Genomic DNA, 14,693 nt, shown 5'->3' on the forward strand with positions numbered 1-14,693 from the left:
CAGATGCACACGCCTCAGAGTCTCGGCAATTATTTCGGCAGCTTGCGAGAAAAGCGCCAGGACACCGAGTTCATGCCGGAAGTGGAAGGCGCCATCCTCGAGGACTCTCCCTGGTTGACGCGCTTCACCGTGTGGTCGGTCTGTGCCTGCCTGCTGGCAGCACTGGTTTGGGCGCACTTCGCCGTACTGGAGGAAGTCACCACTGGTCAGGGCAAAGCCATCCCTTCGAGCAAGGTACAGGTGATCCAGAACCTCGAAGGCGGCATCGTCAGCGAGATATTCGTCCGCGACGGTCAGGTGGTGGACAAGGGCGATACGCTGCTGCGTCTGGACGACACGCGCTTTTTGTCCAATCGCGGCGAAACCGAGGCCGACCGGCTGGCACTGATGGCCCGCCTGGAGCGGCTCGGCGCTGAGGCCGAAGGTCGCGAGCCGGCACTGCCCGAAGAGATCACTCAGACCGCTCCGCAACTGGCCGAAGACGAACTGGCCCTGTATCGCTCACGGCAGCAGCGTCTCAGGAGCGAGCAGCGCACCCTGAACGAACAGTTGCGGCAGAAGGAACAGGAGCTCGCCGAGTTTCGCTCCAAGGCGCAGCAATACCGCTCCAGCCTGGGCCTGTTGCAGCAAGAGCTGAACATGTCACAGCCATTGGTTGCCTCCGGCGCCATCTCGCAAGTGGAGGTTCTGCGCCTGCGCCGCAGCCTGGTGGAGCAGCGTGGCGCCCTGGAGGCGACCAACCTGGCCATTCCACGTGCCGAAGCGGCCATGGCGGAGATCAAGAGCAAGATGCAGGAATCCGAGCTTGGCTTTCGCGCCGACGCCTTCAAGGAACTCAACGAAGTGCGCACCGAACTGCAGAAGATCACCGCCACCAGCGTCGCCATTCAGGACAAGGTGACCCGCACCACCGTGGTGTCACCGGTACGCGGGGTGATCAAGCAGCTCAAGGTCAACACCATCGGTGGCGTGGTTCAGCCTGGCAGCGACATGCTGGAAATCGTGCCACTGGACGACAGCCTGCTGATCGAGGCCAAGGTACGCCCGCAGGATGTCGCCTTCTTGCATCCGGGGCAGAAGGCCATGGTCAAGTTCACCGCCTACGACTACACCATCTACGGTGGCCTCAAGGCCAACCTGGAGCTGATCAGCGCCGATACCATCACCGACGAGGAAGGCAACAGCTTCTACCTGATTCAGGTACGCACGGATAAAAGCCATCTAGGCAGCGAAGAACACCCGCTGCTGATCATTCCCGGCATGGTCGCCACGGTGGACATCATTACCGGCGAGAAAAGCGTGCTGGCCTACCTGCTCAAGCCCGTGCTCAAGGCCCGCTCCGAAGCCATGCGCGAACGTTGAATACCTGCCGCGCACGTTGCGTAGCCGAATCGATACCCTGCATGCCCCTGCATCGCCCTTATCAGCGAGCATTGCATTGGCGCGCTCACGGATTACATCCGGGCCACGCGGCCGAACGCTACCGTAGCGTTCGCCGGGCGCAGCTCGTTAGCGCTGGTGATTGCGGATAAAGACCTCTTCTCCCATCGCCGCGATCTGCCCTTCGATCAGCGCATCGAACGGCCTGAGCAAGGCAGCGAAATCCTGTGGTGCCTCGAGCGTATCGAGCGCCGCGACGACCGCCTCGATGGTCGATAGCGCGCCCTCTTCCGCCGCCTTGCGCAGGCGGTAGCGCGACGGGGCCACGGCCGCCAGGCTCACGCGCGGCAACGCTGCCAGCAATGGATTGAGGTGCAACAGCTTGCGCGCCTTGCGCCAGGTGCCATCCGGCACTACCAGCAGCAAGGGCTTCTCCTCGGGCGCATAAGCGCTCAGGGCGATGGCCTCTTCGCCGGGAAACAGCAGGCACGCCCGATACCCAGGCTGCGCCAGCAACTGCGGCAGATCATCGAATACCTCGCCCACCCGCAACTCGGCGTTGCGCAGTCCAAGTGCAGCCAGGCGAGCGGTATTGAGGGCATGACCGACCTCGCTCGGATGCTGCAGGATGAGCACGCGAGTACGGCTGTCGATATTGGGGATCAGCGGGCACAGGCAATGGCTGAGCGGGCGCTGGCAGCGGGAGCAGATAGGGCGAGGCATGCCGCGCAGTGTGCCAGAACGCCGAGCGGCAGCGTAGCGCAGTTGCAATCGGGGCCGCGTTCAACGTGCCCCGATTGCAGACGGATCAACGGTTGAATCGCTCCGCCAGGCTGTGCAGGTAGTCGGCCATTTCCTCCAGCTCGCGGCTGATGGCCGCACCCTGATGTGCCTGGCCGGCACTGTGGTCGGAGAGCTGGGCGATGCGGGTGATCTGCCGACTGATGTCCTCGGCCACATGGCTCTGCTCTTCGGAGGCCGCAGCCATTTGCTGGCTCATGCCGGTGATGCGCGTCACCGCCGAGCTGATGCCTTCGAGCGCATCGCGCACCGACTCCACGCTCTGCACACTGCCACGGGAAATCTCCTCGCCCCGGCCCGCCGTCACCACGGCACGCTCAGCCCCGGCACGCAGGTCAGCGATGATCTGGTGAATCTGCTCGGTAGATTGGCGAGTACGTGACGCCAGCGAACGCACTTCATCGGCGACCACGGCGAAGCCGCGCCCCTGCTCCCCTGCCCTGGCCGCCTCGATGGCTGCGTTGAGCGCCAGCAGGTTGGTCTGCTCGGCGATCGAGGTGATCACATCGGCGACGCTGCCGATCGACTGCGTGGAGTTGGCCAGTTCGTTGACTGCCTGACCGATGTCGTTCACCGCCTTGGCCATCTGCCGCATCGACTCCAGGCTGCCAACCGCCAGGTCACGCCCTTCGCGCGCCAGACGATCCGCCTCTTCAGCGGCATGCGAGGTGCTCTGCACGTTATGGGTGACCTCCTGAATGGTCGCGGCCATCTCGTTGATGGCGGTAGCCGACTGGTCGGTCTCGGCCCGTTGCTGATCGAGCATCTGCGCACCGGAGCTCGAGAGTTCAGCGGCCTGTGTCGCACGCTTCTTGACGTTCTCGCCGGCGTCCTCAAGGCGCGTCAGTGCCGTCTGCAATCGCGCCTCTTCGCTGATCATCGCCATGTCCAGCAGAGCCTGAGCACCGCGATTGTCGCTGTAGGTCAGCGCCACCAGAGCACTGGTGAAGGCTTTAGGGTGCTCGGCCAGTATCTGCTGAATCGCCTGGCTAGACCGATACAACTGGTAGACCCCCAACGCGAGCAGCGTTACCAGAATGAATGCCATCAGCGGCCAGCCCGACAACAGCCAATGCGCCGCAACGATCAGCACTGACGCAATGATCAACGGCCAGGAGCGCACCAGATCATAGGTCCAGTCTTCCAGTTTCGGCACCGGAGATTTTCCCGCGCGTAACCTGGCGTAGAGCGCTTCGGCGCGCCGCTTCTGCGCCTCGGTTGGCAATGAGCGTACCGACTCGTAGCCCGACACCCGGCCGTTCTCGTAGACGGGCGTCACGTAGGCGCTGACCCAGTAGAAATCGCCATTCTTCGAGCGGTTCTTGACGATGCCCATCCAGGGTTTGCCCTGCTTGATGGTGTCCCACATATGGCCGAACACCGCGGGCGGCATGTCCGGGTGGCGCACGAGGTTGTGAGGTTGGCCGATCAGCTCCTCGCGAGTGAAGCCGCTGATCTCGACGAAGGCGTCGTTGCAGTAGGTGATCTTGCTGTTGAGGTCGGTGGTGGAGATCAGGCGTTCATCTGCCGGGAAGGTTCTTTCCCGTTGAGTCACGGGCAGGTTCTGGCGCATCGAGGCTTCCCTGTTCGAATTGAAGTGGGTACAGACGTATGAGTAAGTACTAGCACAGCCTTAAAAGCGCGCCACCAGTAGCTTCTACGTCTTTCGGATAATTAAGGCGACAGTGTTTCAGATCTGATTCAGTTGGGCCTTGAGCAGGTCGCGAAAGGTTTGAATCAGCGGCTCGCGAGTTCGTCCTCGGCGCAGGATCAGAGAGAACGGAGCCTGATAACCGAAGGTCGCTGGCAACAGCACGCGCAGCTTGCCCTGATCCACCCAATGCTGCGCGTAATGCTCCGGCAGGTAGCCGATATAGGCACCGGACAACACCAGAATCAGCTGCGCCTCCATCGATTCAACGGTGGCGGCACTGTGCTTGAAACCGTGCCGGGCCAGCTCGGCCTGACTCCAGTAACCACGCCCGACCATGCGCTGCTGGGTGATCAGCTCCTCGGGAATCCTGCGCTGCTCGAACAGCGCATGCCGCTCGCTGCAATACAGCCAGTGCTGCTCACGGTACAGCGGCTGGTAGACCAGGCCGTTCATGCGCGTGGAGAAGGCGCCAATGGCCAGATCCAGACGGTTGTCGAGCACCGCCAGTTGCAGCTCGTAAGGGCTCATCACCGACAGGTGCAGGTGCACGCCAGGATGCTCCTGGCTGTAGGCACCGATCACCTCGGCCAGCGGCAGGGCCGGATCGCTGACGGTGGAGTCCAGCACGCCGAGGTTGAGCGTGCCGCGCAGCTCACCCTTGAGCGCCGCCGAATAGCGCTCGAAGCCTTCCAGCTCACCGAGCAGGCGCAGGGTTTCCTGGTGGAACAACTCGCCCTTGCTGGTCAGGCTGAAACCACCGCGGCCGCGATGGCAGAGCACGATACCGAGCTGGCCTTCCAGCTGGCTCATGTAGGTACTGATCGCCGAGGTGGACAGGTTCAGCTCCTGCTGCGCGGCCGCGAAGCCCTGATGGCGCACCACGGCAACGAAGATCTTCAGCAGTTTCAGGTCAGGCAAGGCGAAGGACATGAGGACGCACAGCGGATAAACGGGGCGCCAGTGTAGCGCCTTACAAGCACCGTCGGCATCTGCGGCAATCCCGCGTTCGAGCTTGTGTAGGAGCGGATTTATCCGCGATTTTCGCGGCTGAAGCCGCTCCTACGTGGTCCATTTCTAGCGGTGCGCACGCCTCTGCGCAGCAGCGCTGGTTTCGTAGCCCGGATGCAATCCTGGGCCTCACCTGCCGATTTTCCCGGATTGCATCCGGGCTACACGCCAATAGTTCAGCAATCACTGAACTAAGTATTTGCTCGATGCGATTTAACCGCTTCGCACGCTGAGCCAACAATGCAGCCATAACCAGGCGCCGGCTCGAACCGGACGCCACCGGGCACACCACGCCCCTTGCCAATCTGCCGCTGACCTTCGCCCTCTCCAGGAGACGGCCATGCGACTGGAAATCTTCCGCACCCTCTGGGGTTATCGCGGCAGTTGGCAGCAAGCGTTCGACGAAGCGCTCGGTGCCGGCTTCGACGGACTCGAAGCGCGAATTCCCGAGACCGCCGCGCAACGCTCCATCAATGCTCGCCTGCTGCGCGAGCAGAACATCCCCTATATCGCCACCCTGTTCACCTCCACGCCAGTGCTGCCACGTCAGAGCGACAGCCCGCAGGTGCACCTCGAAGACCTTCGTATGAAGCTCGACTGGGCCGCCGAACTCGGCCCGCGCCTGGTCAACGTGCTGCCCGGCAATGATCGCTGGGCACTGAGCGAGCAGGTCGACTTCTTTGCCCGCGCCGTCGAGCTAGCCGATGCCAGTGACCTGAAGGTCTGCTTCGAGATTCACCGTGGCCGCTCGCTGTACAGCCCCTGGGTCACCCTCGACGTGATCCGCCAAGTGCCCGAGATGCGCTTCACCAGTGACATCAGCCACTGGCTGGTGACCTGCGAGCGCCTGCTCGACGACCCCGCCGACGACCTTTCCGCGTTTATCGAGCGGGTCGACCACATCCAGGCCCGCGTCGGCTACGACCAGGGTCCGCAAGTGCCGCACCCCGGCGCACCGGAGTACGCCGAGGTGCTGGCCTTCCATCAGCGGCATTGGGAAAGCATCTGGAGCAGCCAGGAAAAACGCGGCCTGCAGAGCACCACCCTGACCCCCGAATTCGGCCCCGACGGCTACCTGCATCACCTGCCCTTCACCGACGTGCCGGTGGCCGACCTGTGGCAGCTCAACCAGTGGATGGCGCGCTGCGAGCGCCAGCACTTCCACCGTTTCACCAGTCGCTGAGGAGCCGTGATGAACAGCAACGCCAAGCATTTCACCGAAATCCCCGTGGTCGACATCGCCGGCCTGTTCAGCAGCGACCCGGCCGCACGTCTGGCCGTGGCCGAGGAACTGGGTCGCGCCGCCCGTGAGGTCGGCTTTCTGTACATCCGCGGTCATGGCATCGAGCAGGCGCTGATCGATGGCCTGCACCGCGCCGCCGAGGACTACTTCGCCCAGCCGCTGGACGCCAAGATGCGCCATTACATCGGCGCCTCGGCCAGCCACAAGGGCTTCGTGCCCGAGGGCGAGGAGCGTTACGGCACCGGCAAGCCGGACCACAAGGAAGCTTTCGACATCGGCTTCGAAGTCCCCGCCGACAACCCGCTGGTGCTGGCCGGCACGCCGCTGCTGGGGCCCAACGACTGGCCAACCCTGCCCAATTTCAAGGAGGCGGTGCAGGCCTACTACGCGCGCATCTTCCAGCTTGGCCGCACGCTGTTTCGCGGCTTCGCCCTGGCCCTCGGCGTGCCGGAAAACACCTTCGACGAGATGGCCAACTTCCCGCCCTCGAAGCTGCGCCTGATCCACTACCCCTTCGATGGCGACGCCCAGGACGCCCCCGGCATCGGCGCCCACACCGACTACGAGTGCTTCACCATCCTCCTCGCCGACCGCCCGGGGCTGGAGGTGATGAACGACCTCGGCCAGTGGATCGATGCACCGCCGCGCGAGGGCACTTTCGTCGTCAATATCGGCGACATGCTCGAGGTGATGAGCGCCGGCACCTTCGTCGCCACCTCGCACCGCGTGCGCAAGGTCAGCCAGGAGCGCTACTCCTTCCCCTTCTTCTATGCCTGCGACTACCACACACAGATCCGCCCGCTGCCGCAGTTCGAGGCTGCCGGGCAGGCTTACGAGGCCATCAGCATCGGCGAGCACATGTGGAGCCAGGCGCTGCAGACCTACCAATACCTGAAGAAGCGCGTCGAGGACGGCCAGTTGCAGCTGCCCGAACGCGCCCGCGCGCCATCCAGCTTCGGCCACCTGAAGCACCAGCCGAGCGCGCTGTGACCTTCCCTAAGAAGCCCCTCTGCCAACACAAAAAACTGATCCGGAGATACGCACAATGGCAAACCCTACCCCGCTGCGCAGCACCGCCCTGGCTCTGGCCTGCACCCTCGCTGGCCTGTTCACCAGCGCCCACGCCGCCGAAACGCCCAAGACCATCGCCAGCGGCGAGCTGAAGGTGGGCATGGAAATTACCTACCCACCGTTCGAATACTACGAAGGCGACCAGGTGAAGGGCTTCGACCCGGAAGTGTCGGCCGCCCTGGCCAAGCGTCTGGGCCTGGAGGCGAGCTTCAGCGACATCACCTTTCCCAACCTGATCCTCGGCCTCGACGCCGGCCGCTTCGACACCATCATCTCCGGCATGTACATCCTCCCCGAGCGCCTGGAGAAGGCCGACGCCATCCCCTACGCCAAGACCGGCGCAGCGATCATGGTGCGCAGCGACGCCGAGAAGAAACCGGCGACGCCCGAAGAGCTATGCGGCCTGACCGTCGGCCTGCAACAGGGCACCTCGTGGATTCCGGCGCTGCAGAAGGTTTCCGACGGCTACTGCAAGGAACAGGGCGCCGGCGCCATCACCATCAACCAGTACCCAACCACCTCGGAAACCTCCCAGGCGCTGCTCTCCGGCCATATCCAGGCGCACCTGGAGATAGACGCTGCCTCGCTGCTGATCGTCGAAAAATCCCGGGGCCGCATCGCCATCAGCTCCAAGGGCTCGATCTACCCGCAGGTGCTGGGCATCTACGTGAAAAAGGGCAACAAACAGTTGCTCGACGCCCTGAAAGCCGCGCTGGACGAATTCAAGGCCAGCGGCGAGTACAGCGAGCTGCTGAAGAAATACAACCTGGAAGAAGCGTGAAACCAACCCGTGGATGAGCCATATGGCTCACCCACGGGCGCTGCATGACATGAACGCTTCACCCCGCTGACCGGCGCTCGCTCCGGCCAGTGGCCTTTTTTCGGTTTGAGTCGCAGGTGCCCCATATGCCGTTCGAATGGAGCTATTTCTTCTCCCTGTTTTCCATGCCGGCCTTCTGGGCCGCGTGCTGGACGGTGGTAAAACTCAGCAGCCTGGCCTGGTTGCTCGGCCTGGTGCTGGGCTTCGGTTTGGCCAGCGCCAAGCAGGCCAGCAGCCGCTGGCTCAGCGCGCCGGCAGCAACCTACGTCTGGTTCTTTCGCAGCGTGCCGCTGCTGGTACTGCTGATCTTCGTCTACAACCTGCCGCAGCTGGTCCCGGCCAGTGGCAAGGTGCTGTCCAATCCGTTCTACGCCGGCCTGTTCGCCCTGGTGCTGACCGAAGCGGCGTACATGGCGGAGATTCACCGCGGCGGCCTGCTTTCTGTAGCCAAGGGGCAGCGCGAGGCTGCCCGTGCGCTGGGCATCGGCCGACTCGGCGCACAGCGGCTGATCGTGGTGCCGCAGGCCTTTCGCATCGCCCTGCCAACCCTGACCAACGAGTACGTCACCATCGTCAAGCTGACCTCGCTGGTCTCGGTGATCTCCCTCAGCGAGCTGCTGCTGGTCGGCCAGCGCCTCTATGCGCAGAACTTCCTGGTGCTGGAAACCCTCGGCGCCGTGGCCGTGTACTACGTGCTGATCGTCAGCCTGTTCGGCTGGGGCCTGCAGTATCTGGAACGCCATCTCGACCTGGCCCGGCGCAAACCCGACACCCTCGCTGACGCCCAGGTGACCGAGCTGCGCAGCAGCCTGCCAGAGGTGAGCGCCGGCAGCCGCCAGGCTCGTCAGCCCGGCACCCCGGCGGCGCTGCACCTGAGCAACATCCACAAGCACTATGGCAACCACCACGTACTCAAGGGTATCGACCTCAGCGTGCAGCCTGGCGAAGTGATCGCCATCATCGGCCCGTCCGGCTCCGGCAAGACCTCGCTGATTCGCACGGTCAACGGCCTGGAAAGCATCGACGAAGGCGAGATCGTGCTGTTCGGCGAAAGCTTTATCCTGGCCGGCGACCGCCCCGAGAACCGCCGCCAGCGCGAAGGCGTGCGGCGCATCGGCATGGTGTTCCAGAGCTTCAACCTGTTCCCCCATCGCACCATCGTCGACAACGTGCTGCTCGCGCCGCGCTACCACGGCCTGGGCGATACCGCCGAACTGCGTCGCCAGGCCCTGGCGCTGCTCGACAAGGTCGGCCTGCTGGCCCATGCCGACAAATATCCGCACCAGCTCTCTGGCGGCCAGCAGCAGCGTGTAGCCATCGCCCGCGCCCTGGCTATGAAGCCGGAGATCATGCTGTTCGACGAGCCCACCTCGGCGCTCGACCCGGAGCTGGTGGGCGACGTGCTCGCGGTGATCCGCGATCTGGCCCGCGAAGGCATGACCATGCTGATCGTCACCCACGAGATGGACTTCGCCCTGTCGATTTCCGACCGCGTGCTGTTCATGGAAAACGGCCAGGTTCAGCTCGACGCCGCGCCCGAGGCCATCCGCAGCGGCGACCACCAACGCGTACGCCGCTTCATAGGCCTGGAGAACGCATGAACGACATCGCCACCCTGCGCCGCGACCTGGCCGCGGCCTATCGCCTGGCGGCCCTGTTCGGCTGGGACGACACCCTCTACACGCACTTTTCCGTGCGCCTGCCGGGCGACGGCGAGCCGCGCTTTCTGATCAACCCGTTCGGCCTGTTCTTCGAGGAGATTCGCGCCAGCGATCTGATCGTGGTGGACATGCACGGTCAGGTGGTCGAGGGCCACGCCGACTACAACGTCGCCGGCTTCACCATCCACAGCGCCGTGCACATGGCGCGCGACGATGCCCACTGCGTGATCCACACCCATACCCTGGCGGGCATGGCGGTGGCCGCGCAGGATTCCGGCCTGCTGCAGCTCAACCAGATCAGCACCGAGTTCCACGGACGCCTGGGCTACCACGCCTATGAAGGCGTGGCGCTGGACCTGGACGAACGCACGCGCATCCAGGCCTCGCTGGGCGACAACATCGCCCTGCTGCTGCGCCACCATGGCCTGCTCAGCGTCGGCACCAGCGTCGCCGATGCCTTCTACGTCATGCATTACCTGAACCGCGCCTGCGAGATCCAGCTTGCCGCCACCGGCGCTGGCCAGCCGTGCAGCGAGATTCCCACGCACCTGGCGCAGCACGCCTGCGAGCAGTTACAGGGCGCCGAATGGCAGCGCCAGCTGCTGTGGCAGGCCTGGTTGCGCAAGCTCGATCGCCTCGACCCCAGCTACCGCGACTGATGAGCACACCCTGCCAACCCTTATGAACCGGGGCTTACAGCCTTACTTCAAACAATCCTGAAGTAAGTTTTTGCCCCAGCCGATTTTTCCCAGCGCCTGGCCGGTCAAGACTCCGACCACAACCAGAACGAGCCTGAGGCCTAGCCATGGACAAGACCTTCCACCAGCCCCTGGGCGGCAATGAGATGCCGCGCTTCGGCGGCATCGCCACCATGATGCGCCTGCCGCATATCCAGAGCCCCGAGGAAAAGCGCCAGCTCGACGTCGCCTTCGTCGGCGTGCCGCTGGACATCGGCACTTCGCTGCGCTCCGGCACCCGCTTCGGCCCGCGCGAGATTCGCGCCCAGTCGGTAATGATCCGCCCCTACAACATGGCCACCGGCGCCGCGCCGTTCGACTCGCTGAACGTGGCCGACATCGGCGACGTGGCGATCAACACCTTCAACCTGCTCGACGCCGTGCGCATCATCGAAGAGGCCTACGACGAGATCGCCGAACTCGGCATCAAGCCGCTGACCCTGGGCGGCGACCACACCATTACCCTGCCGATCCTGCGTGCGCTGCACAAGAAACACGGCAAGATCGGACTGGTGCACATCGATGCCCATGCTGATGTGAACGATCACATGTTCGGCGAGAAGATCGCCCACGGCACCACCTTCCGCCGCGCCCAGGAGGAAGGCCTGCTCGACAGCGAGCGTGTGGTGCAGATCGGCCTGCGTGCCCAGGGCTACACCGCCGAGGACTTCAACTGGAGCCGCAAACAGGGCTTTCGCGTGGTCCAGGCCGAAGAGTGCTGGCACCAGTCGCTGGCACCGCTGATGGCCGAGGTGCGCGAGCAGGTCGGTGGCGGCCCGGTGTACCTGTCCTTCGATATCGACGGCATCGACCCGGCCTGGGCGCCCGGTACCGGCACCCCGGAAATCGGCGGGCTGACCACCATCCAGGCCATGGAGATCATCCGCGGTTGCGCGGGCCTGGATCTGATCGGCGGCGACCTGGTCGAGGTCTCACCGCCCTACGACACCACCGGCAACACCTCGCTGCTCGGCGCCAACCTGCTGTACGAAATGCTCTGCGTGCTGCCGGGGGTTCAGCACCGCTGACCCAAGGTTTGCCAACCCGTTCGGGTGTCCTCGAAGACACCCGAAACATCCATACAACAACAATTAGGGTGCCCTGATGAATCGAGAAGACGCTGCCACGACACTGGACAAGCAGCCACCAGCCAACGCCCCGGCCACGCGGCCCTACGACCTGCGCCAGTTTCTGATCTTCCTGATCCCTTCCCTGCTCGGCGTGCTGCTGTTTCTCACCCCCATCGTCTATGAGGAGAAGGTGACCATCGGCCTCGGCGTCATGGCCGATGCGCTCAAGGCCGCCACCAGCGACCACCTGCCCGCCATCGCCACAGCGCTGCTGATCCTCTCGGCAGTGCTGGGCGTATTCGCTAGCCTGCTCAAGCCACGCTGGGTTACCGAACGCCGCGCGCTCGACGACCTGTTCAACCTTCACCCGCTATGGCTCGGCCTGCGTGTGGTCGGCGCGCTGTTCGCAGCGATGACCTTCTGGCAGTTCGGCCCTGAGTGGGTCTGGAGCGCCAATACCGGCGGCGTGGTACTGAAAGACCTGGCGCCGGTCCTGATCACCTTCTTCCTGGTCGCCGGCCTGATCCTGCCACTGCTCACCGACTACGGCCTGATGGAGTTCTGCGGCACCCTGGTGCGCAACGTGTTCCGCAAGATCTTCGGCCTGCCGGGACGCTCGGCCATCGACGCCATCGCCAGCTGGCTCGGCTCCGGCACCGTCGGTGTGCTGATCACCGCCCAGCAGTATCAGAAGGGCTTCTACAGCGCCCGCGAAGCAGCGGTGATCGCCACCAACTTCTCCATCGCCTCGATTGCCTTCAGCCTGCTGATCACCAGCTTCATGAAGCTCGACCACCTGTTCGTGCCGTTCTACCTGACCGTGGTGGTCGCCGGCCTCGCCGCCGCCATCATCACCCCGCGCATTCCGCCGCTGTCGTGGAAGAAGGACGAGTACGTCGCCGGTGTCGGCAAGCAGATTCAGGAAGACGTGCCGGCCGGCACCTCGCTGCTGCGCTGGGGCCTGACTCAGGCGGTGCAGCGTGCCAATGCCAACCCGTCGCCGGCGCAGATGGTGAAGATCGGCGTGCACAACGTGGTCGACATCTGGCTCGGCCTGCTGCCGCTGGTGATGGCCATCGGCACCGTTTCCCTGGCCATCGCCGAGTTCACGCCAATCTTCAACTGGCTGTCCTACCCCCTGGTGCCCCTGCTCGAAGCCCTGCAACTGCCTGAAGCCGCCAAGGCGGCGCCAGCGATGCTGGTGGGTTTCGCCGACATGTTCCTGCCGGCGGTACTGGGCAAGAGCATCGAGAGTGAGCTGACCCGCTTCGTGGTGGCCTGCGTGTCGCTGACCCAGCTGATCTACATGTCCGAAGTGGGCGTGCTGATTCTCAAGGCCAAGCTGCCGTTGAACCTGCTGGAGCTGTTCGTCATCTTCATCATCCGCACCCTGATCACCCTGCCGATCATCGCGCTGATGGCGCACTGGATCGTTGGCTGACGTCGACACAAGGACCTGACCATGACCACCTGCGGCGAATTTCTCGTCAAACAACTCGAAGCCTGGGGCGTCGACACCGTGTTCGGCATCCCCGGCGTGCACACCGTCGAGCTCTATCGCGGCCTGCCAGGGAGTGGCATCCGTCATATCACCCCGCGCCACGAACAGGGCGCCGGTTTCATGGCCGACGGCTACGCGCGAGTGAGCGGCAAGCCCGGTGTGTGCTTCATCATCACCGGGCCGGGGATGACCAATATCCTCACCGCCATGGGCCAGGCCTATGCCGACTCGATCCCGATGCTGGTGATCTCCAGCGTCAACGAGCGTGATCGTCTGGGCCTGGGCAAGGGCTACCTGCACGAACTGCCCAACCAGCGGGCGATGACCGCCGGCGTCACCGCCCTCAGTCATACCCTGATGAGCGTCGAGGAGCTGCCCGCGGTGCTGTCTCGCGCTTTCACCGTGTTCGAGGGCGAGCGACCACGGCCGGTGCACATCGAACTGCCGCTGGACATCATCACCGCCGACGCTTCGCACATGTCCCTGGCACCACGCCCGACGGTACGCCGCCCAGCGCCGAACCGTACCTTGATCCGCGAAGCTGCCGGGCTGCTCAAGCAGGCCGAACGCCCGCTGCTGCTAATCGGTGGCGGCTGCGTCGGCACCGAAGTCGAGGCGCGCGCCCTGGCTGCCGTGCTGGATGCACCGACCGCGCTGACCATCAACGCCAAGGGCCTGCTACCGCCGGGGCATCCGCTGCTGCTGGGCAGCAACCAGTCGCTGCGCCCGGTGCGCGACCTGGCGCTGGAGGCCGACGTGGTGCTGGCCATCGGCACCGAGCTGGGGGAAACCGACTACGACGTAGTGTTCGACGGCGACTTTCGCCTGCCTGGCCGGCTGATCCGCATCGATATCGACGGTCAGCAGCTGCAGCGCAACTTCAACCCTCACCTGGCGATCCAGGGCGATGCGCGCCTGGCCATGCGCATGTTGTTGGCCGAGTTCGATCCCCGCCAGGCGAGCGGGAACAGCCCCGGTGCCCAGCGTACGGCTGCCGTGCAGAAACGCCTGAGCGACGATTTCAGCGATTGGGCGCACTACCAGCAGTTGTTCGACTGCATCCTCGATGTCCTGCCCGATGCCCGCTTCGTCGGCGACTCGACGCAGACCGTTTACAGCGGCAATCACCTGGTGGAACTGGATGGCGAGCGGCGCTGGTTCAACGCCTCCACCGGCTACGGCACACTCGGCTACGGCTTGCCGGCAGCCATCGGCGCCAAGCTGGCCGAGCCTGCGCGACCGGTGATCAGCCTGATGGGCGATGGCGGTATCCAGTTCACCCTGCCCGAATTGGCCAGCGCGGTAGAAGCCAGGGTCGGCATCATCGTCCTGCTGTGGAACAACGCCGGTTACGGCGAGATCAAGCGCTACATGCAGCGCCGCGATATCACCCCGATTGCCGTGGACATCTACACGCCGGACCTCATCGCCATAGCCCGTGGCTTTGGCTGCGCCGCCGAGCGCGCGCGCGACCATGCGCACCTGGCCGAGCTGCTGCGCAGCGCGCCCGCAGACCGCCCGTTGATCATCGAAGTGCAGGAGGCCGCGCCCTTTCATCCATGACCCGATACCCGTAGATCCCGTGTCTATTCGCAAGGCCTGAGGCTTCGCGGGGTGGATGACGCTTCACCCATCCACCCTACCCGGCTACATCGATCGCAATTGATCGCAATTGATCGCGGCTAAAGCCGCTCCTACAGAAAGCTGGGTATCCCTGTGGGAGGGGCTTTAGCCGCGACATCCCCGC

General features: G+C 64.4%; 12 protein-coding genes. 9 read left to right on the top strand and 3 right to left on the bottom strand.

Annotated features, from left to right (window positions below):
- Nucleotides 1-3 precede the first annotated feature (3 nt).
- Nucleotides 4-1,362 (top strand): HlyD family type I secretion periplasmic adaptor subunit, encoded by a 1,359-nt coding sequence (locus PCLY_RS12480; RefSeq protein WP_061239774.1) that lies wholly within the window; start codon nucleotides 4-6, stop codon nucleotides 1,360-1,362.
- 147 nt (nucleotides 1,363-1,509) lie between these two features.
- Here the strand turns inward: PCLY_RS12480 and PCLY_RS12485 are convergent, their stop codons facing one another.
- The 3 genes from PCLY_RS12485 to PCLY_RS12495 all read right to left on the bottom strand — a co-directional run bounded on the left by PCLY_RS12485 (nucleotide 1,510) and on the right by PCLY_RS12495 (nucleotide 4,765).
- Nucleotides 1,510-2,103, bottom strand: a complete 594-nt coding sequence (locus PCLY_RS12485; protein ID WP_061240054.1) for a tRNA-uridine aminocarboxypropyltransferase — start codon at nucleotides 2,101-2,103, stop codon at nucleotides 1,510-1,512.
- A gap of 85 nt (nucleotides 2,104-2,188) precedes the next feature.
- Nucleotides 2,189-3,754: a PAS domain-containing methyl-accepting chemotaxis protein gene (locus PCLY_RS12490; RefSeq protein ID WP_061239777.1), complete on the bottom strand. Its 1,566-nt coding sequence runs from the start codon at nucleotides 3,752-3,754 to the stop codon at nucleotides 2,189-2,191.
- 117 nt (nucleotides 3,755-3,871) lie between these two features.
- Entirely contained in the window at nucleotides 3,872-4,765 is an 894-nt protein-coding gene (locus tag PCLY_RS12495; protein ID WP_061239781.1) for a LysR family transcriptional regulator, read from the bottom strand.
- 418 nt (nucleotides 4,766-5,183) lie between these two features.
- On the opposite strand from PCLY_RS12495, the gene PCLY_RS12500 reads away from it, so the two are divergent.
- The 8 genes from PCLY_RS12500 to PCLY_RS12535 all read left to right on the top strand — a co-directional run bounded on the left by PCLY_RS12500 (nucleotide 5,184) and on the right by PCLY_RS12535 (nucleotide 14,509).
- Nucleotides 5,184-6,026 (top strand): sugar phosphate isomerase/epimerase family protein, encoded by an 843-nt coding sequence (locus PCLY_RS12500; protein WP_061239784.1) that lies wholly within the window; start codon nucleotides 5,184-5,186, stop codon nucleotides 6,024-6,026.
- Between the two features lie 9 nt (nucleotides 6,027-6,035).
- Complete coding sequence (locus PCLY_RS12505) at nucleotides 6,036-7,076, top strand: isopenicillin N synthase family dioxygenase (RefSeq protein ID WP_061239788.1); 1,041 nt, start codon at nucleotides 6,036-6,038, stop codon at nucleotides 7,074-7,076.
- Nucleotides 7,077-7,131: 55 nt separating this feature from the next.
- A complete protein-coding gene (locus PCLY_RS12510) occupies nucleotides 7,132-7,938 on the top strand; it encodes an ABC transporter substrate-binding protein (RefSeq protein ID WP_061239791.1) in 807 nt (268 codons plus the stop codon).
- Nucleotides 7,939-8,063: 125 nt separating this feature from the next.
- A complete protein-coding gene (locus tag PCLY_RS12515) occupies nucleotides 8,064-9,578 on the top strand; it encodes an amino acid ABC transporter permease/ATP-binding protein (RefSeq protein WP_061239795.1) in 1,515 nt (504 codons plus the stop codon).
- Entirely contained in the window at nucleotides 9,575-10,297 is a 723-nt protein-coding gene (locus PCLY_RS12520; RefSeq protein WP_061239796.1) for a class II aldolase/adducin family protein, read from the top strand. Before PCLY_RS12515 ends, PCLY_RS12520 begins: the two co-directional genes overlap by 4 nt.
- 146 nt (nucleotides 10,298-10,443) lie before the next feature.
- Nucleotides 10,444-11,403 carry an agmatinase gene (gene speB / locus PCLY_RS12525; protein WP_061239799.1) on the top strand — a complete coding sequence of 320 codons (960 nt, stop codon included), beginning with the start codon at nucleotides 10,444-10,446 and terminating at the stop codon, nucleotides 11,401-11,403.
- 76 nt (nucleotides 11,404-11,479) lie between these two features.
- Complete coding sequence (locus PCLY_RS12530; protein WP_061239802.1) at nucleotides 11,480-12,886, top strand: YjiH family protein; 1,407 nt, start codon at nucleotides 11,480-11,482, stop codon at nucleotides 12,884-12,886.
- Nucleotides 12,887-12,907: 21 nt separating this feature from the next.
- Nucleotides 12,908-14,509 (top strand): 5-guanidino-2-oxopentanoate decarboxylase, encoded by a 1,602-nt coding sequence (locus PCLY_RS12535; RefSeq protein ID WP_061239805.1) that lies wholly within the window; start codon nucleotides 12,908-12,910, stop codon nucleotides 14,507-14,509.
- Nucleotides 14,510-14,693 lie beyond the last annotated feature (184 nt).

The sequence above is a fragment of the Ectopseudomonas composti genome (assembly GCF_001567565.1).
GTDB classification, from domain to species: Bacteria; Pseudomonadota; Gammaproteobacteria; order Pseudomonadales; family Pseudomonadaceae; genus Aquipseudomonas; species Aquipseudomonas composti_A.